Origin of the sequence: Salinibacterium sp. PAMC 21357 (assembly GCF_000247645.1) — a bacterium.
GTDB lineage: Bacteria > Actinomycetota > Actinomycetes > Actinomycetales > Microbacteriaceae > Rhodoglobus.
Genome location: NZ_AHWA01000004.1, coordinates 981,055 through 998,126 on the forward strand (window position 1 = coordinate 981,055; position 17,072 = coordinate 998,126).

At 60.1% G+C, this 17,072-nt stretch carries 21 protein-coding genes; 6 read left to right on the forward strand and 15 right to left on the reverse strand.

The annotated features are described in order from the left end of the window. Positions 1 to 38: 38 nt before the first annotated feature. The gene (locus ON14_RS15835) at positions 39 to 194 is read right to left on the reverse strand and encodes a hypothetical protein (RefSeq protein ID WP_158000080.1); all 156 of its coding nucleotides are present in this window, start codon (positions 192 to 194) and stop codon (positions 39 to 41) included. Then, on the reverse strand, positions 195 to 2,063 hold the full coding sequence (gene dnaK, locus ON14_RS08055; protein ID WP_010204386.1) for a molecular chaperone DnaK: 1,869 nt from the start codon (positions 2,061 to 2,063) through the stop codon (positions 195 to 197). It abuts the gene before it with no gap. A gap of 166 nt (positions 2,064 to 2,229) precedes the next feature. Between dnaK and ON14_RS08060 the strand changes: the two genes are divergently transcribed. The 3 genes from ON14_RS08060 to ON14_RS08070 all read left to right on the forward strand — a co-directional run bounded on the left by ON14_RS08060 (position 2,230) and on the right by ON14_RS08070 (position 5,109). Beyond that, complete coding sequence (locus tag ON14_RS08060) at positions 2,230 to 3,687, forward strand: MFS transporter (protein ID WP_141629970.1); 1,458 nt, start codon at positions 2,230 to 2,232, stop codon at positions 3,685 to 3,687. 120 nt (positions 3,688 to 3,807) lie between these two features. Further along, positions 3,808 to 4,611, forward strand: coding sequence for an isocitrate lyase/PEP mutase family protein (locus ON14_RS08065; protein ID WP_039742331.1), 804 nt, complete (start codon positions 3,808 to 3,810; stop codon positions 4,609 to 4,611). Between the two features lie 33 nt (positions 4,612 to 4,644). Then, entirely contained in the window at positions 4,645 to 5,109 is a 465-nt protein-coding gene (locus ON14_RS08070) for a hypothetical protein (protein WP_010204390.1), read from the forward strand. 77 nt (positions 5,110 to 5,186) lie between these two features. On the opposite strand, the gene ON14_RS08075 is transcribed toward ON14_RS08070, so the two are convergent. From ON14_RS08075 to ON14_RS08095, 5 genes are read right to left on the reverse strand one after another with little or no spacing between them, the layout of a single operon-like run. After that, positions 5,187 to 6,044, reverse strand: coding sequence for a prenyltransferase (locus tag ON14_RS08075; RefSeq protein WP_010204392.1), 858 nt, complete (start codon positions 6,042 to 6,044; stop codon positions 5,187 to 5,189). Beyond that, positions 6,037 to 6,378, reverse strand: coding sequence for a lycopene cyclase domain-containing protein (locus tag ON14_RS08080; protein ID WP_010204393.1), 342 nt, complete (start codon positions 6,376 to 6,378; stop codon positions 6,037 to 6,039). The genes ON14_RS08075 and ON14_RS08080 overlap by 8 nt, the downstream gene beginning before the upstream one ends. Continuing rightward, a complete protein-coding gene (locus ON14_RS08085; RefSeq protein ID WP_010204394.1) occupies positions 6,375 to 6,776 on the reverse strand; it encodes a lycopene cyclase domain-containing protein in 402 nt (133 codons plus the stop codon). The genes ON14_RS08080 and ON14_RS08085 overlap by 4 nt, the downstream gene beginning before the upstream one ends. Beyond that, a complete protein-coding gene (gene crtI / locus ON14_RS08090; protein ID WP_010204395.1) occupies positions 6,773 to 8,356 on the reverse strand; it encodes a phytoene desaturase family protein in 1,584 nt (527 codons plus the stop codon). Before crtI ends, ON14_RS08085 begins: the two co-directional genes overlap by 4 nt. Further along, a complete protein-coding gene (locus tag ON14_RS08095; protein ID WP_010204396.1) occupies positions 8,353 to 9,219 on the reverse strand; it encodes a phytoene/squalene synthase family protein in 867 nt (288 codons plus the stop codon). The genes crtI and ON14_RS08095 overlap by 4 nt, the downstream gene beginning before the upstream one ends. Positions 9,220 to 9,325: 106 nt before the next feature. On the opposite strand from ON14_RS08095, the gene idi reads away from it, so the two are divergent. Then, the gene (idi, locus tag ON14_RS08100) at positions 9,326 to 9,862 is read left to right on the forward strand and encodes an isopentenyl-diphosphate Delta-isomerase (protein WP_010204397.1); all 537 of its coding nucleotides are present in this window, start codon (positions 9,326 to 9,328) and stop codon (positions 9,860 to 9,862) included. An 11-nt stretch (positions 9,863 to 9,873) separates the two neighbouring features. On the opposite strand, the gene dcd is transcribed toward idi, so the two are convergent. Then, positions 9,874 to 10,479: a dCTP deaminase gene (gene dcd, locus ON14_RS08105; protein WP_010204399.1), complete on the reverse strand. Its 606-nt coding sequence runs from the start codon at positions 10,477 to 10,479 to the stop codon at positions 9,874 to 9,876. Positions 10,480 to 10,533: 54 nt separating this feature from the next. Here dcd and ON14_RS08110 point away from each other — a divergent pair, with 54 nt between their 5' ends. Further along, the gene (locus tag ON14_RS08110) at positions 10,534 to 11,133 is read left to right on the forward strand and encodes a PadR family transcriptional regulator (RefSeq protein ID WP_010204400.1); all 600 of its coding nucleotides are present in this window, start codon (positions 10,534 to 10,536) and stop codon (positions 11,131 to 11,133) included. On the opposite strand, the gene ON14_RS08115 is transcribed toward ON14_RS08110, so the two are convergent. The 3 genes from ON14_RS08115 to ON14_RS08125 form a co-directional block, all read right to left on the reverse strand. Continuing rightward, positions 11,123 to 11,914, reverse strand: a complete 792-nt coding sequence (locus ON14_RS08115; protein ID WP_010204402.1) for an ABC transporter permease — start codon at positions 11,912 to 11,914, stop codon at positions 11,123 to 11,125. The genes ON14_RS08110 and ON14_RS08115 overlap by 11 nt on opposite strands. Beyond that, complete coding sequence (locus ON14_RS08120) at positions 11,907 to 12,707, reverse strand: ABC transporter ATP-binding protein (RefSeq protein WP_010204404.1); 801 nt, start codon at positions 12,705 to 12,707, stop codon at positions 11,907 to 11,909. The genes ON14_RS08115 and ON14_RS08120 overlap by 8 nt, the downstream gene beginning before the upstream one ends. A 103-nt stretch (positions 12,708 to 12,810) precedes the next feature. After that, entirely contained in the window at positions 12,811 to 13,656 is an 846-nt protein-coding gene (locus ON14_RS08125; protein ID WP_337459757.1) for an ABC transporter substrate-binding protein, read from the reverse strand. On the opposite strand from ON14_RS08125, the gene ON14_RS16160 reads away from it, so the two are divergent. After that, a complete protein-coding gene (locus ON14_RS16160; protein WP_237719695.1) occupies positions 13,591 to 13,917 on the forward strand; it encodes a hypothetical protein in 327 nt (108 codons plus the stop codon). The genes ON14_RS08125 and ON14_RS16160 overlap by 66 nt on opposite strands. A gap of 86 nt (positions 13,918 to 14,003) precedes the next feature. Here ON14_RS16160 and ON14_RS08130 read toward each other — a convergent pair whose 3' ends face one another. The 4 genes from ON14_RS08130 to ON14_RS08150 all read right to left on the reverse strand — a co-directional run bounded on the left by ON14_RS08130 (position 14,004) and on the right by ON14_RS08150 (position 16,969). Continuing rightward, positions 14,004 to 14,672: a hypothetical protein gene (locus ON14_RS08130; RefSeq protein WP_141629972.1), complete on the reverse strand. Its 669-nt coding sequence runs from the start codon at positions 14,670 to 14,672 to the stop codon at positions 14,004 to 14,006. Positions 14,673 to 14,784: 112 nt separating this feature from the next. Further along, positions 14,785 to 15,570, reverse strand: a complete 786-nt coding sequence (locus ON14_RS08140; protein ID WP_026037612.1) for a Crp/Fnr family transcriptional regulator — start codon at positions 15,568 to 15,570, stop codon at positions 14,785 to 14,787. Between the two features lie 7 nt (positions 15,571 to 15,577). Continuing rightward, entirely contained in the window at positions 15,578 to 16,210 is a 633-nt protein-coding gene (locus tag ON14_RS08145; RefSeq protein WP_010204411.1) for a class I SAM-dependent methyltransferase, read from the reverse strand. 9 nt (positions 16,211 to 16,219) lie between these two features. Further along, positions 16,220 to 16,969 carry a flavodoxin family protein gene (locus ON14_RS08150; RefSeq protein WP_010204412.1) on the reverse strand — a complete coding sequence of 250 codons (750 nt, stop codon included), beginning with the start codon at positions 16,967 to 16,969 and terminating at the stop codon, positions 16,220 to 16,222. Positions 16,970 to 17,072 lie beyond the last annotated feature (103 nt).

Below are 17,072 nucleotides of genomic sequence, written 5' to 3' on the forward strand. Positions count from 1 at the left end.
CGCCGACTCCTCACCATCGTCACTCGCTTCGTCATCGATCAGGGCGTCGACCGTTTCGTCGACAGCTTCCGTGCCGTCAGCGGGTTGCCCCTCGGCTGCCGCAGAGTTCTCTGCAGCAGCCGAGTCGGCAGCACCGGCGTCGCCAGCATCTGGTTCGCCGTGATTTCGTCGCGGTTCTTGTTTTTGTCAGCCATCTACTTCTTGTCCGTGTCAGCTTCGTCTTCGTCAACGACTTCGGCGTCAACGATGTCTTCATCTGAGTTCTCGCCGGCGGGAGCTTCGGCGCCTTCTGCAGCGGCCTCAGGGTTTTCTTCCTGGTGCTTGTAGATTGCTTCGCCGAGCTTCTGCTGGCTTTCGCTCAGCTTGTCGAAGGCAGTCTTGACCGCTTCTTCGTCATCGCTGGCCAGTGCCGAGTTGAGCGCGTCAACGTCGGCCTGGACCTCGGTCTTGACGTCTTCTGGCAGCTTCTCAGCGTTGTCGGTGATGAGCTTTCCGGTGGAGTACGCGAGCTGCTCGGCGTTGTTGCGAACTTCAGCTGCCTCACGGCGGGCCTTGTCTTCTGCAGCGTGCTCTTCGCCCTCGCGGACCATGCGCTCGATGTCGTCCTTCGAGAGGCTTGAACCGCCCGTGATAACCATCGACTGCTCCTTGCCAGTGCCCTTGTCCTTGGCGGACACGTGCACGATGCCGTTGGCGTCGATGTCGAAGGTGACTTCTACCTGCGGGATGCCACGAGGCGCCGGCGCGATACCGGTGAGCTCGAACGTTCCAAGGTTCTTGTTGTCGCGAGTGAACTCACGCTCACCCTGGAAGACCTGAATCGACACGGAAGGCTGGTTGTCATCCGCCGTGGTGAAGGTCTCGCTTCGCTTGGTGGGGATGGCCGTGTTGCGGTCGATGAGCTTGGTCATCATTCCGCCCTTGGTCTCGATACCGAGGCTCAACGGGGTGACGTCGATGAGCAGAACGTCCTTGCGCTCGCCCTTCAACACGCCAGCCTGGAGTGCAGCGCCAACGGCTACGACCTCATCAGGGTTGACGCCCTTGTTGGGCTCCTTGCCACCGGTGAGCTTCTTGACGAGCTCAACAACGGCGGGCATACGAGTCGATCCACCCACGAGTACAACGTGCGACACGTCGGAAAGCTTCACGCCTGCCTCCTTGATGACGTCGTTGAAGGGCTTCGCTACGCGCTGAAGCAGATCGGCGGTCAGTTCTTCGAACTTGGCGCGCGAGAGGCTCTCGTCGAGGTTGGCAGGGCCGTTCTCGGTGAGCGACAGGTACGGGAGCTGGATGCTCGTCGACATCTGCGACGAGAGTTCTTTCTTAGCCTGCTCGGCAGCTTCCTTGAGGCGCTGCTTAGCGATCTTGTCTCCCGAGACGTCGACACCGGTCGAGTCCTTGAAGCGCTGGATCAGGTAGTCAACGACACGGGCATCCCAGTCGTCACCACCGAGGCGGTTGTCACCCGAGGTCGACTTGACCTGAATGGTGGAGAAGTCGTCGTCTTTGCCTACTTCGAGCAGCGAGACGTCGAACGTTCCGCCACCGAGGTCGAAGACCAGAATGAGTTCGTCTTCTTTACCCTTGTCGAGGCCGTATGCGAGTGCTGCAGCGGTGGGCTCGTTGATGATGCGCAGAACGTTGAGGCCCGCGATCTCACCGGCTTCCTTCGTTGCTTGACGCTCAGCGTCGTTGAAGTAGGCGGGAACGGTGATTACTGCGTCAGTGACGTCTTCACCCAGGTACTGTTCGGCGTCGCGCTTGAGCTTGGCAAGCGTGCGAGCGGAGATTTCCTGCGGGGTGTACTTCTTGTCGTCGATGGCGACGGTCCAGTCAGTACCAATGTGGCGCTTGACGGATGCGATGGTGCGGTCAACGTTGGTGACGGCCTGGCGCTTTGCGGTTTCACCAACGAGGACTTCGCCATCCTTGGTGAATGCGACGACGGAGGGCGTGGTGCGCATTCCCTCGGCGTTTGCGATGACGGTGGGTTCTCCACCTTCGAGAACGGAAACAACTGAGTTAGTGGTTCCGAGGTCAATACCTACTGCTCGAGCCATGTGCTCTTACTCCTTTAAGCGTTTGGGTGTGCGAACTTGAGTCGCGTTGTATCAAGTTTGCGCTTGTGATCGCCCAGAGTCAAGTTACGTAGCTGAAAGTTGAGTGGGAGTGACTCAACTATTTCCTTTGCTGCGATTGTTTCCCGCGCACCGCTACTCTGTTCGCATGACGGACAAGACACCCGACAACGATGTGCCCATGAAGCCTGCTGTTCCTCGCGTTGCGAATACGCGGGCGATCGGCACGGTAGGGCAAGGACTGATAGCGGAGACGACTATCCCCAAGAGTCGGGTTCGTGCCTGGGCGCTGTGGGACTGGGGCTCGGCCGCGTTCAACGCCGTCGTCACCACCTTCGTCTTCAGCACCTACCTCGCCAGTGGATTATTCATCGATCCTGAAATTCTCGCTGCCGCTGGAGACGACACCAAGAACCCGGCGCTGGTTCTCGCGAAGGCGAGTAATACGACAGTGATCTCGGGCGCGCTCACCATCGCTGGGGTGCTTGTCGCTGTTCTTGCACCCATATTGGGACAGCGATCGGATGGCTCTGGTCGCCGCAAACTGTGGCTCGCCATCAATACCGGGCTAGTCGTGCTCGCTATGGCTGCGATGTTCTTCGTCGTACCGGTGCCCTCGTACATTTACCTCGGGGCCGCCCTCCTTGCCGCCGGCAACATCTTCTTCGAATTCGCGAGCGTCAACTACAACGCGATGCTCGTACAGGTCTCGACGCCCAAGACCGTGGGTAGAGTCTCGGGCTTCGGCTGGGGAATGGGCTACATCGGTGGCATCGTGCTGCTGATCATCCTGCTCGTGCTGTTTATTCAGAATTTCGGTAGCGAAACAGGCAACGGTCTCCTGAACGTGCCGTTTGGTGCTGATGGTGGCGCCCTCGATGTGCGCTTCGCCATTCTCGCGTCAGCCGCATGGTTCGCGATTTTTGCGATCCCTGTGCTGATCGCCGTGCCCGAGATTCCCGCTGGCGCCCGCGAAAACCGAGTTAGCTTCTTTGCCAGCTACGCCAAGCTCTTCGGCACCATCAAAACTCTGGCCAAGAAGAGCCCCCAAGTGCTCATGTTCTTGCTCGCGAGCGCTGTCTTCCGTGACGGTCTCGCCGCCGTGTTCACGTTCGGTGCCATCATCGCAGCTCAGGTCTTCGGGTTCAGCCCCAGCGAGGTCATCTATTTCGCCGTGGCGGCGAACCTTGTTGCCGGCATTGGAACCTTTATTGGCGGATGGCTCGACGACAAGCTCGGCGCCAAGAACGTGATCATCGGCTCACTGATCGGTCTCGTCCTCGCGGGCCTCGCAGTGCTCTTCGTCGGCGATGCTCAGACCGGGTTCTGGATCGCAGGCCTCTTCCTGACACTCTTCGTCGGGCCGGTGCAGGCAGCAAGCCGCAGCTTCCTTGCCCGCATCACCCCTGTCGGTCGCGAGGGAGAAATCTTCGGCCTCTATGCCACAACCGGTCGCGCCGTGAGCTTCTTGGCCCCCGGCCTATTCACCCTCTTCGTGACGCTCACGGGCGACACCCGCTTCGGCATCATCGGAATTGTGATCGTGCTGCTCGCGGGGCTTGTACTGATGCTGCCGGTTAAGGCAAGGCAGTCAGTGATCGACTAGGTCGGGATCACCGCTGAAGGCGATGAAAGCTCTGACGCGCCAGCGGGCGTTAACTTAGAGTTTGTCGGTGGGGCCCGAAAACCACTGGTGCGTGTGAGCAGGGCAGTGGATGCTTGGCTCATGACAGAAATCAACCCCACTCTCCCGACCGCCCGTGCCGAACTGCTCCGCTCCCTCCACGTGCCCGGAAATCCCCTCATTGTTTCTAACGTGTGGGATGCGATCACCGCCCGGATCGTTGCCGAAGCACCAGGAGTGCGCGCCCTCGCTACCGCCAGCCATGCCATCAGCTTCGCGCACGGAGTCTCCGACGGCGAAGGCCTTACCGTGGATCAGGCATTGGAGGCGGCATCCGTCATCTGCAACGCCGTCGAGATCCCCGTCTCGGTCGACTTCGAAAAGGGCTACGCCGCGGATGCCGCGGGCGTGCAAGCAAACGTCGAACGTTTGATCGCGGCCGGAGCAGCGGGGCTGAACATCGAAGACAGCGCGGGCCCAGCCAAAGCTCCCCTCTTCGACATCAGCCAAGCGACTGCTCGCGTTGCCGCAGTGCGTGCGGCCGGCAACGCTACGGGAGTACCGATCGCCATTAACGCCCGCGTCGACGTACTGGCCGGTGGCGGCGAATGGGATGACATGATCGCGCGCGCCAACTCTTACCTCGCTGCGGGTGCCGATTGCATCTTCGTTCTCGGGCTCGCCAATGAGCAGATGGTCGCGCAAGCGATCGCCCAGATCAATGGGCCGATCTCCGTAATTGGTGGCGCAGGTTACGTTCCGCTGAAAACGCTCGCAGAAGTAGGGGTCGCCCGCATCAGCTTCGGGCCGCGCACGCTAGGGCTCACCCTCTCGCACCTGCAGGCAGCCGCCACCCAACTCACCGCACTCGGCGACTACCCCGAAGAACTCGGCTTCGTGTACTGAACTAGTTCTGGCGAAGAGGAGTAATGTCAGGTCATGGACACGCAACAGCCCATCAGTTACTGGGTGAAGCTCGTCGACCGAACCATTGACGACCTCTTCGCCACCACCCTTGAAGAGCACGGAATCACCCGACGACAATGGCAACTGCTCAATGTGCTGTCGAAAGGTGCCGCCGGTGTCGAACTTCTCGACATTGAAATTGCACCGTTTCTTGACCGCGCCAACAGCACACTGCCGCCGACGCAGGGTTTGCACACAACCTCGCTTGAATCTCTCACTGAACTCGTTGAGAGTGACTGGCTCACCACCGATGGCGCTCTCTACAACCTCACCGCTCGCGGTCGCACCGTAGTCGAACGCCTCACCGCCGTGATCGCCAACGAGCGCGAAAAAGCAACCGCTGGCGTGACCTCCGAGCAATACGAGACCACCGTCAGCGTGCTCGAAACGATGGCGCGCAACCTTAGCGCTCGGGCCGCTGGCGGAGCCAGTAGCTGAACCAGCGGCGTTCGATAGTTCAGGCTCGACAATGCCGGCCCGGCGAACACGCGACGCACGCACGCACGCACGCACGCCTAGCGAATCAGCGCCCACCAGATGAGCAGCATCGTCACGAAGAACCCGGTGACGAAATTGAGGGCGAGGAAGTTTCGCCAGCCGCGATTGGCGGACTCAGCAGCGACATCCGTAATGTTCCAGAATGGCGCGCACATCGCCACATAGGGCAGCACCAGTATCGCTGCGAGCGGCCCCGGCCACGCCGAGAAGAGTAAGAGCACGCCGCCGGCTAGGTAGGCGAGCACCGCAAACCGCGTTGTCGCCCGAGCGCCAATAACGGTGCCAATCGAAGAGATGTCAGCCGCGCGGTCGGCGAGTACATCTTGCACGGCACCAAAGGCGTGCGAGGCGATGCCCCAGAGGAAGAAAGCACCAAGCACCGCCCAGAGCTGCGGCGTGAATACAGCGCCTGCAAGAACGAGCGCGTAGATTGCGGGCGACACAAAGTGGGTGCTTGAGGTGAGCGAGTCGAGAAACGGGCGCTCTTTGAAGCGCAGGCCTTTCACCGAGTAAGCGACGACGGCAAACATGCTGATGGCGAGCACGAGCCACGAGAGAGGGTTGCCGACGATCACGAGATAGATCAGGAACGGAATAGTCGTGACGGCGGCCGCGATGAGCGTTGGCCGGTGCATCCGCGGGTCAAGAAGCGCGCCCTCAACACCACCCTTGCGCGGGTTGCGCAGGTCGGACTCGTAGTCGAACACGTCGTTGATGCCGTACATCGCCAGGTTGTAGGGCACCAGAAAGAAGATCGTGCCGAGCACGAACGTGAGGTCGATCGCTCCAGCGGTCAGATAGTACGCCGCCGCGAAGGGAAAGGCCGTGTTGACCCAGCTCAGGGGACGCGACGAGAGAAAGAGATCCTTAAGCACGGTTATCCTCCGAAGCGGGGCGGATGTCGGGGCTGGCAGAAGTACGTTTGCCCAGCAGCGTCCACAGGCAGGGCAGCGCAACGACAGCCGCGACCGCGTACGCGAAGTCTTCAAGCGGGGCAACACCGATGAAGGCACCGCTGATCGCATCCGGGCTGTAGCCAACAAGGCCCACCGAGATCATCACGTTGTCGAAGACGGCGGTCATAACCAACAGAATGCCCGTCGTGATGGCGATGGCTCGCCAGCGCGGTGCACGGTGCGTAGCCACAGCAGCGACCGCGAGCAGTGCAACGATCGCCAAGAAGACGGCATTCAACAACCAATACGTCATGCGTGACTCCCGTCGGAGTTAGCGCGATGTCGAGCCGCCGTGCCCGCCGACGCCGACGCCGACGCCGACGCTGACGCTGACGCTGACGCCCGCAGGCTGGAGCGAGTAAGCGCACCGTAGACGTTCATCGTGAGATAACAGAGCAGCGTCAGAAAGAAGACTTCTTCGACAGGAACCTCTGGCGCGATAAGCAATCCGGTCATGAAGTCGGTTTCTCCCCGAAAAAAGATTCCCAAGCCCACACCGAAGAGATCCCACACGAGGAAGAAAACTACGCCAGCCGCCAACACGATCGCGGCCCGTCGAGCATCCCGCCAGAAAAACAGAGAGAAACGACGATCAAGCACCACCATGCCGGTCAGCGAAATCAGCAGCGCGAGAAGGTAAAGAATGATCATGGCCACGGCCGCGGTTCAGGTATCACCAGCGGGGTGAGTGGCTCGGGCAATGGGCCGGGAGAGGTATCGCCCCGCAGTCGTTTGACCAACACTTCCGCGCTGATGAGGCACATCGGCAAACCAATGCCCGGGATGGTCGACCCACCCACGTAATAGAGCCCCTCGACTTTTTTGCTCACGTTGCCAGCGCGGAAAAAGGCACTCTGTTTGAGAGTGTGTGCCGGGCCAAGGGCGGTACCGCGCCAGGCGTTCAGATCATCGGCAAAGTTGCCGGGGCCGACAGTGCGGCGCACCGTCACTCGCTCCGCAAAATCGGGGATGCCTGTCCACTCGCCGATCTGCGCAATCACCTTATCGGCGAGAGTTTCAATGCGGGTATCGCCGTCGCCGTCAACATCGCCGCGACCGATTGAGGGGTCGGCAGGAATCGGAACCAACACGAAGACGTTTTCGAATCCCTCCGGAGCGACATTCGGGTCAACACCACTCGGCTTGCAAATGTAGAGCGATGCCGGCTCGGGCACACGTGGCGAATCACCAAAGATGGCCTCGAAGCCCTCTTGCCAATCCTTCATGAACAACAGCGTGTGGTGCTCAAGTTCAGGAAGCTCGCCCTTGACGCCCAAATACAACAGCAGAGCACTCGGCCCCGGTGTCTTTTGTTGCCAATACGACGCCGGGTACGTCTGCTCGGCAGCCTCCAGCAGCTGGGTCTCGGTGTGATGCAAATCGGCGGCCGAAACCACCGTGTCTGCGCCAACAAAGTGAAGCGCACCGCTGGCATCGACGTACTCAACTCCGGTGGCAACCCCATCGACCGTGACAATGCGGGTGACCTTGGCGTTGGTACGAATCGTGACGCCAGCATCCGCAGCAATATCGGCGATGCTCTCAATCACTCGCGTAAATCCGCCCATGGGATACAGCACACCATCAGCCAAATCGAGGTGGCTCATGAGGTGGTACATGCTCGGCGTCAAGTACGGCGACGACCCGAGAAACACTGCTGGATAACCCAAAACCTTGCGCAGGCGGTCATCTTTCACCGTGCGCGCAACCAGGCGCGAGAGCGGTTCAATGAGCAACCGGATGAAGCGGGCAGCCTTAGCGAGAACCTCTTTCGTCGCGCTCGTGCGCAGATCGGCAAAGGTCGTGTACAAAAAGAACCGCTTCGCGAGTTCATAGGTTTCTTCGGCAGACTTGAGGTACTTTCTCATGCGAACGGCCGAGCCAGGCTCGATGCTTTCGAACAGGGCAAGATTCTCGCCCAGATCTGTCGAAATATCGATCGGGTCAGTCTCGCCCTCGAAATACACCCGGTAACCGGGATCGAGGGTTACGAGAGAGAGCTGCTCTTCAGCACTCGTGCCCATGAGCTTGTAGAAGTGGTCGAAGACCTCCGGCATGAGATACCACGACGGCCCGGTGTCGAAACGAAAACCATCATGCTCCCAAGACCCGGCACGACCGCCCACGGCAGGCAAGCCCTCAAGGAGCGTGACCGTGTGACCCTCTTTAGCCAGCAAAGAGGCACTCGCGAGCCCCGCAATACCGCCACCAATAACAACAACGTCACTCATTCGCGAGGACCCACCCCAATCGCGGCGGCCGCAGCCAACCTCAGCTTCACAACATTAGGAACGCGCACCCGAGTGCGCACCAATTCACTCGCCGGAGTCGCCCGGATGCGCTTCGAGAGCTGAGCAAAAAGGGCATGCGCGAGCGCAACGGCCTTCTTGCTGCTCGCCGGCAGCTCTGAGCCAATCGCGGCATCCCGCAGATCGGCATCGAGATCATCGAGCAGGCGCACTTTCTCTTCTTCCGTGAAAGTGGCCACGTCGATGCCCGGGAAGTAGCTTCGGCCGAGAGTTTCAAAATCATCGGCAAGGTCACGCAAAAAGTTGACCTTCTGGAAGGCGGCGCCCAGAGCGCGTGCGCCGTGCTCGAGCTTGGCGCGCTGCTCATCGCCGACATCATGGCCGTGCAAAAACGCGCACAAACACATGAGACCAACGACTTCGGCTGAGCCATAAACGTAACGCTCAAAGCTGGCCTGATCGTGCACCTTTTGGCTGAGATCCATGCGCATCGACTCAAAAAAGGGGGCCGTCAACTCAGCACCGAATGACACTTCGCGGGCGGTCAAGGCGAAAGCGTGCACGACGAGATTCGAACTGAAACCGTGCTCCATGGCATTCTCAGTCTCGCGCTCGAGTTCATTGAGCTGGCGCGTGGTGGCAATCAGGTCAAGCCCCGCCTCCTCTGCACCGCCATCGACGATTTCATCGGCAATGCGCACGAGGGCATAAATGTTCTCAACGTGCTGGCGAACCTCTACCCCCAAGAGTCGGGAGGCGGCAGAAAACGACGTGGAATAGCTGCGAATAACGATGCTGGCGGCATCCTCAGCCACACGATCGTAAAGCTTCAAGCGGGAACTCACGCGCGCACACTTTCCGTCGCCACAGACTCATTAGTTAGGCTGGCGGTAGGCCGACACAAGAGGTGCGGCATTTCGATTCGTTCCACCTAGGCAGACTATCGCGAACATGACTGAAACCCCTGAGCAGGTCGTACTTCTCTCTGATACCGGAGAACACATTGGCGTCGCGGATAAAGCACTCGTGCACACCACCGACACTGCGTTGCACCTCGCATTTTCCTGCCACGTCTACAACGCAGACGGCGCCGTGCTCGTCACGCGCCGGGCCCTCTCAAAGCTCACCTGGCCCGGCGTCTGGACCAACTCGTTCTGCGGACATCCCGCTCCCGGCGAAGACATGGCCGACGCGATCATCCGCCGTGCTCGCTACGAACTCGGCATCACCATCCGCGACGTTCAACTCGTCTTGCCCGACTTTCGCTACCGCGCCGTCGACTCCTCCGGCATCGTCGAGAACGAGATCTGCCCCGTCTACCGTGCAGTGACGACGGATGCCGCAGCCCCGAACCCCGCCGAGGTCGCCGAATTCGAGTGGGTTGACCCTCAATCGCTGCACACCGCCGTGGCCGCAACACCGTTCGCGTTTAGCCCGTGGCTCGGCTGGCAGTTGGAGCAGCTAAAGCAGCCCGACGCTCAGGCCTAGCCGCACAAACACTAACCCCCGAGCGAACCCGCATCATTCGCGCGCACGTCGGTGCGGTGAAAGTTTTGAAAACTGCGACTTGCCGTGGGGCCACGCTGGCCTTGATAGCGCGAACCGTACTGCCCAGAGCCATAGGGCGATTCCACCGGTGAGGTGGTCTTGATGAAGCAGAGCTGCCCAATTTTCATACCGGGCCACAGCTTGATCGGCAGCGTTGCCACGTTGCTGAGTTCGAGAGTGACGTGACCCGAGAATCCGGGATCAACGAAACCTGCGGTGGAGTGAGTGAGCAGGCCAAGTCGCCCGAGCGAGCTTTTGCCCTCAAGGCGGGCGGCGACGTCATCGGGCAAAGTCACGAGCTCGAAAGTGGAACCGAGCACAAATTCACCGGGGTGAAGAATGAACGGCTGGTCGGCATCCACTTCCATCAGGTGAGTGAGATCTGGCTGGTCAACTGCCGGGTCAATGAACGGGTACTTGTGGTTGTCGAAGAGGCGAAAGAAGCGGTCGAGCCGCACATCAACACTCGACGGTTGCACCATGTCGAGATCGAGCGGGTCGAGGCCAATACGGCCAGTGGCAAGTTCGGCCCGGATGTCGCGATCACTGAGAAGCATGGCCTAAGACTAGCTAAATCCGTGCTCAAAAGAGCCTTGCCCTACGATTGGGGCATGTCGACTACAACTCGTTTGGTCGTGCTAGGCGCTGTCAACCAGTTCCAGCCAGTTCACGGCTACTTCCTCCGCCGTGAACTGATGACCTGGCACATCGACGAATGGGCCAATATTCAGCCCGGCTCGATCTATAACGCCCTCCGTTCACTCAAAAACGATGGCTACCTGGCCGAGAACGGTACGGAAACCGCCGGAAACCGCCCCGAGCGCACGACCTATCGCATTACTGAAGCCGGCAAAGGCGAACTGCTCCGGATGCTGCGCGACTCCCTCTGGACCGTTCACGTTTTTGACACCAAACCAGTGATGGTGCTCACGTCATTTATGTACGCACTGACTCGAGAAGAAGTGCTTGCCGGGCTCGAACACCGCATCACCGAAATCGACACTCGCGTTGCCAGCAATACCTACCGCATCGCCGATGTCGCAAACTCGACCTCAACGCCCAGCTACGTCCGCGAAATTTTCGAACTCGCGACCGCGCGCCTGCGCGCAGAACAACAATGGGCCCGCGAAGTCAGCGAACGCATTCGCTCCGGCTCCTACGTCTTTGCCGGTGAAGAAAACCACAACCCCGCTCGCATCACTACCGGCTAGGTCTCTGTCTGTGCGCCGTGGCGCTGTTGCTCCACCACAGCACGCGGTTTCGAACGACGGCGAGAAGCGAGATAAGCACGACCCCCATGAAACACAGCAGCGTGATGCTGGCCCACGTCACCGGCAGATTGGCCTGCGCTGCAGCAATAGTCACGAGAGATCCGAGACCAGCCTGCTGGCCGGCCGCGACAAACTCGGCGACAGCCGCACCAACGATCGCGAGCGGAAGAGCAATGCGAAGGCCCGCGAAAACGTACGGCATCGACCCCATGAAGCGAAGGTCGCGAAAGATCTCCCAGCGGCTGGCATGCAGTGTCTTCAGTACATCGAGAGCACGATCATCCACATCACGAAGCCCGGCAAGCGAGTTGACGAGCATCGGGAAGAAAACGACAAGGGCCGTAACAATGAATTTGGGCATCATGCCGAAGCCGAATGCCACCACCAGCGCCGGGGCGATTGCGACAATCGGAGTGACCATGACGACGACGACCAGCGGCATGATGGCGCGCTCCATGATCTGAAACTCGGCCATGATGATCGCCAAAACAAACCCCGCCACAATGCCCGCGGTAGCCCCCACGACGACCTCGAGCCCCGTAACGAGCATGTTCGCCCAGTACACGTCGGCATCCGTGATGAGACTTAGCCCCACCTGATCGAGCGTGGGGATCACGTAAGGGTTCGCCATCGCCGTGACCTGCCAGAGCACCGCAGCAATGCCAAACGTGACGACCGCGGGAGCCCAGCTCGACCAGCGGAGATTGCGTGACTTAGGCACTCTTATGTCCCATCACTTCGCGCAACGTTTCCCGCACGTGACCCTCAAGGTCGCGGAATTCATCAGTGGCGTACAGCTCAGTAGTCCGCGGTCGGGGCAGCGGAACATTAATGATCTCGGCGAAATGTCCCGGATGCGCCCCCATAACAACGATGCGGTCAGAAAGCATGATCGCCTCGGGAACCGAGTGGGTCACAAACATGACCGCCTTACGGTTGGACTGCCAAAAGTCGAGCAGACCCATTCGCTGCGCATCACGAGTCAGCTCATCGAGCGCTGAGAAGGGCTCATCCATGAGCAGCACGCTGGGATCAAAAACAAACGCCCGAGCGATCGCCACCCGCTGCTGCATGCCTCCTGACAGCTGCCCCGGATATTTGTCGAGCGCCGCACCCAACCCGAACGACTCCAAAACTTCTTGAGGGTCGCGCAGGTTGCGATTCGCATTCGCCTTCGGATTCACCCTCATCGGTAAGCGCACATTGTCGAGCACCGTGCGCCACGGCAGCAGCGCCGGAGACTGAGGAACAAGACCGATCTTCTTCTGTTTCGTGGCAGCTTCCACGGTCATCCCGTCAATCATCACGGTGCCCCCATCTATCGGAAGCAGACCCGCAACAGCCTTCAGCAGCGTCGACTTTCCGCAACCACTCGGGCCGATCACCGAGACAAACTCGCCCATCTTGATCGACAAACTCAATTTGTCGAGCACCAGCGTGCGCGCCCCCTCCGGCCCAAAGCTCTTGGAGATGTTCTCAAGATGAACCCCAGCGTGTAGCTGTGCGGTATCCACAGTTTCTCCTTGTGGTGGTACCGGATGCTGCGCCGGGTGGAGAGGGGCGGCATCCGAATCGAGTAGGGGCGTTGGGTTAGGGCGTTGGGTTAGGGGCGTTGGGTTAGGGGCCCGGCCAGATCAGTTCACCATCGGCGTAGAGATCAGCGACGAGTGTTTCATCCATCATGTCGGTGATGGCCGGCAAGTTGTCAACGTTGCCGAACTGCTTGACGAGTTCGTATTCTGCCTTCCAATCGGCCACCGTTTGGGTTCCCGGGAGCCCACTGTTGCTGTCTTTCACCCACTGCGATTCAACGTTCCACGTGCGCTCAAGCTGATCCCTCGAAAAGACGGAACCTTGACCGTTATCGTCGGCGAGCTGCGCGAGGACGTCGAGGCACTCATCAGCGCTATCGAGACAGAACTGCAAGGCGTGCAACGACGCACGCATGAAATCCGCCGCCACTTCACGGTTATCGGCGAGAAACTCAGAGTTGACCTCCATGACGTTATAGGTGCCCTCAACACCAACGTCAGAGGGAAAGAACTCGGTGAACGGTAACCCCTGGGCGCGAAGGCTCTCGGGCTGGTTCGAGGCATAACCAACGATGGCGTCGACCTGTCCGCGCGTGACCACAGTGGGGTCGTAGTTGGTCATCTTGATTAGTTCGACCTTGCTGACATCGACGTCAGCGGCATCCAACATGGCGGAGGCGATCGGGGTCAGGTTGATGAAGTAACCGAGCGAACCGCCTTCGAGATCCTTGAGGCTCTTAATCTTCTCGTTGGCGAAGATCGAGAACGGCGGGGTGTTGCCGTAGGTGGCCACGGCGGTCAAGTTCTTGCTGTTTGCTGCGGCCAGCATCACATCGGAGGCGGAACCGAGAGCGGTGAACTCCGCTTGGCCCGAGGAGACGAGCTGTTGCCCATTTGCTCCCGAAGCGTTGATCTCGACGTCGAGGCACAGATCGTCAAAGTAGCCGAGTTCATCGGCGAGGAAGACGTCGAGCTGGCCGGCGCTGGCCGAGAAGCCGTAGCCAGAGATATAGGTGATGGTTCCGGCAGCGGCATTGCGATCGCAGGCTTCCTGAGAATCAGGAGGTCACCTGCATCAGGCGTGGATTCTGGTGCTGGTGCCGCGCAGGCGGAAACGGTGAGCGTTGCCACCACCAGTGCTGCGATACCGAAACCCCGCCGCTTCAGGGGAGTAAGAGGGGTGATCACGTAGATCCAACTTCCTTGTCTGCGCTTGGGGCACACCAATAACCCCATTATGCCGTGAGTCGAGGTCTCGTCTGGGCGCCAGAAACGGGATTAGTACGTGCGCGTAGGGTTTGCGAGACGCACAGAATCGAGCGCGTCATTGGCGACATTGACACTGAGCTGAAGGCTTGTTCCGGAGGAATGAATCCACAAATCACCAGTGAGATAGTGAGTATCGGCTTTAGAACCAAGCTCAGTTTCAGCTTCTAGTTCGAGTGTGGTGAGACCGCCGGTAGTAACGCCCAAGAAACCCGCGGCGAGAAGCGCAGCCTTGAGATTCGCGGCATCCGTTGCCGAAATGTCGGTTACGGCAAGGCTAAAGCCTCCGTCAGAATTAGGAATCCCCCACACGCAATTCTTAGCAATTGACGCGTTGGTTGCTGCCGCCGCAATTTCGGGCAACTCGTAACCCGACAGCGGCACTGCGTTAGCGTCTCCGAGCGCCTGAGTTTCCGTGGAGAACAAACTCTTCGCGGTGGCCAAAGGCAGCATCGTGTCACACCCCGGAATGATGAGGGGATCTGGCGTGGGCACCGGAGTAGACGTCGGTGACGCCGAAACAGTCAGGGTGCTAGAAGGACTCGGCGATGAGCTCACAGTGCTCGACGGAACACAGCCCGCAAGCGCCAACACAGTGACCATCGCGGATGCCGCGGCCACCGCCGAACGCACATGCTGCCGACGAGCGATCCCCAAGTTCTCGCAGCGTTTACTCCCCATAGGTGAAGAGTAGCCGCGCTACGTGCACTGCGGAAGAGAGTATTTCTTACTCCGGCGAACCGCGCCGGAGACCTACCCGATCAACCCGAGTCACTAGTACCCGCGGGTGGGACTACGCCGACTGGCGCGCAAGCTGGCCGAGAGCATCCATGTCTTGAATGATGACGCGAGCGCGCCCCTGACGAATGATGCCCCGGCTGGCTAGATCTGACATTGCTTTGCTGGTGGATTCTCGCGTCGCTCCGAGAAGGCCCGCGAGTTGGTCGTGGCTGAGGCGGATCGTGGGATTAGCAAAGCGCGGTGTGCGCGATGCCTCCGCCAATCGAAGAAGGGTGCTGCAGACGCGCGATTGCAGCGGTCGCAGGGCGAGATCGGTGAGGCGTTCCTCAAGGCGAACTACTTGTTGGCCGAGGTGGCGCGAAATGCGGATGGCGATGCGCGGGTCGGCGAGTAGGTACCGTTCGACATCCGCGGTGTTGAGGAGACAGATTTCGACGTTGTCGATGGCTTCGGCGTAGTTGTCGTACATGCGCTGGCCGACCATCATCATTTCGCCGAACACCGCGCCGGGTTCGAGAATGGCCATCGTGAGCGCTTTGCCATCTTCGGTGACGCGGAAAATGCGGATGCGGCCCTTTTTCAGGATGAAGAGCGCGGTGACGGGCTGGCTTTGGCTAAAGACCAACTCGCCGAGCGAGTACGAACGAGAGGGCGCCATCTGATCCATTTGCGCGATCTCGGCAGGCGAGAGATCCGCAAAAAGGTCGACCTCGCTCAGGCAACTAAACGAACCGTTGTCAATCGGCATCAGTGGTTCAGGATCCCTTCGCTGCGGCGACCACGGGCGATCGCTCGCCAGCGGGGCTGAGGCGACCTGATTGCCGCACGAATCCATCATGACATGGTCACTTGAGAGTTCCCGTGACCGCCTGAATGTGCCCACCGCGACGACTTGCCTGCCTCACATTGTCCGCACGTTGAGTAAGCCACTTCCACGGGTGCGCCTCAATATCGGCACCGCCCATGCGGCACGCGAGGCGCGCGAGCGGGGTGAAGATTCGTGCTGCCCCTACTGGTCGCTGCATATCGACGATCCCGACGCGGCCGCCGGGAGCGAGTAGCCGCTCTGCTTCTGCCAGCACCTCGGGGTGGCTGCCCATCACGCTAAGGGCGTAGGCGGAGAACACCGCATCGATCGTCGGCACCGCACCATCAACGGCGAGGTCCGCGGCCGACATTTTCGTGGCATCCGCCTGCAGCACGCGCACGTTCGACCAGCCTTTGCGTGCCGCACGCTTGGCGGCGACCTGAAGCATTTGGGCGCTCGCGTCGATACCGATCACTTGGCCCGTCGGACCAACCGCGGTGACGAGCAGCTCGAAACTGAGGCCCGTGCCGCAGCCGAGGTCCACAACGGTGTCTCCCGGGCGCAAACCCATGAGTTCGATACCGGCAACACGACCTGAACGATAGACCGCCCATTCGCCCGACATCGCATCGTAAAACTGCGTGCCGAAGCGGTACTTCTTCCAGGCCATGTCGACTTCCTAGCGGTATTCGGGGTTGGCTTCGAAGCCGAAGTGCTCGCCGTCGTTCCACGCCTTGCGCGTGTTTCCGTAGGCGGGGATACCGCCGGCGTTCTTGAGAATGGATGCCAGGTGCATGAGGTTCCACGACATGAAGGTCGTGTTGCGGTTAGTGAAGTCGTTCTCGAGACCGCCGGAGCCCTCGTCGAGGTAGCTGGGGCCTGGACCGATTTCGCCAAGCCAGCCAGCATCCGCTGCAGGAGGGATGACGTAACCAATGTGCTGAAGGCTGTAGAGAACGGACATGGCGGAGTGCTTCACGCCATCCTCATTGCCGGTGAAGAGCGCGCCGCCGACCTTGCCATAGAAGACGTACTGGCCCTTGTCGTTGAACTCGCCGCTCATCGCGTAGAGACGCTCGATGAGCATCCGGGTGACGGAGGAGTTGTCGCCGAGCCAGATCGGTCCGCCGATGACGAGGATGTCTGCCGCTTCAATGAGGGGCCAGACTTCGTCCATCCAAGCGTCCTTCTCCCAGCCGTGCTCGCGCATGTCCGGGTAGACGCCGATGGCGATGTCGTGGTCAACGAAGCGCACGTTGTCGACCTGCACTCCGGCACTGCGCATCAGCCGGATGCTCGAATCCATGAGGCCCTGAGTGTGGCTCATCTCCGGGCTCTTCTTGAGCGTGCAGTTGATGAAGACGGCCTTGAGCCCGTCGTAACGGGGAGCGTCGGCGGGAACAGAATTCTCGATAGTTTCGGTAGCCATGACCCGATGTTACGGGCGAGCCCTGCCTGCGAACTGTGACCTAGCGTACGGTTCGCTGAACCTGGCCCTGCTAAACATGACTGGGCGCAAACGCCCTCTCGAA

Coding starts and splice junctions, on each gene's coding strand:
- dnaK (WP_010204386.1), bottom strand. CDS start 2,063: ATGGCTCGAGCAGTAGGTATTGACCTCGGAACCACTAACTCAGTTGTT.
- idi (WP_010204397.1), top strand. CDS start 9,326: ATGACTGAAACCCCTGAGCAGGTCGTACTTCTCTCTGATACCGGAGAA.
- ON14_RS08080 (WP_010204393.1), bottom strand. CDS start 6,378: ATGACGTATTGGTTGTTGAATGCCGTCTTCTTGGCGATCGTTGCACTG.
- ON14_RS08065 (WP_039742331.1), top strand. CDS start 3,808: ATGACAGAAATCAACCCCACTCTCCCGACCGCCCGTGCCGAACTGCTC.
- dcd (WP_010204399.1), bottom strand. CDS start 10,479: ATGCTTCTCAGTGATCGCGACATCCGGGCCGAACTTGCCACTGGCCGT.
- ON14_RS08085 (WP_010204394.1), bottom strand. CDS start 6,776: ATGATCATTCTTTACCTTCTCGCGCTGCTGATTTCGCTGACCGGCATG.
- ON14_RS08140 (WP_026037612.1), bottom strand. CDS start 15,570: ATGATGGATTCGTGCGGCAATCAGGTCGCCTCAGCCCCGCTGGCGAGC.
- ON14_RS15835 (WP_158000080.1), bottom strand. CDS start 194: ATGGCTGACAAAAACAAGAACCGCGACGAAATCACGGCGAACCAGATG.
- ON14_RS08070 (WP_010204390.1), top strand. CDS start 4,645: ATGGACACGCAACAGCCCATCAGTTACTGGGTGAAGCTCGTCGACCGA.
- ON14_RS08150 (WP_010204412.1), bottom strand. CDS start 16,969: ATGGCTACCGAAACTATCGAGAATTCTGTTCCCGCCGACGCTCCCCGT.
- ON14_RS08060 (WP_141629970.1), top strand. CDS start 2,230: ATGACGGACAAGACACCCGACAACGATGTGCCCATGAAGCCTGCTGTT.
- ON14_RS08145 (WP_010204411.1), bottom strand. CDS start 16,210: ATGGCCTGGAAGAAGTACCGCTTCGGCACGCAGTTTTACGATGCGATG.
- ON14_RS08110 (WP_010204400.1), top strand. CDS start 10,534: ATGTCGACTACAACTCGTTTGGTCGTGCTAGGCGCTGTCAACCAGTTC.
- ON14_RS08130 (WP_141629972.1), bottom strand. CDS start 14,672: ATGGGGAGTAAACGCTGCGAGAACTTGGGGATCGCTCGTCGGCAGCAT.
- crtI (WP_010204395.1), bottom strand. CDS start 8,356: ATGAGTGACGTTGTTGTTATTGGTGGCGGTATTGCGGGGCTCGCGAGT.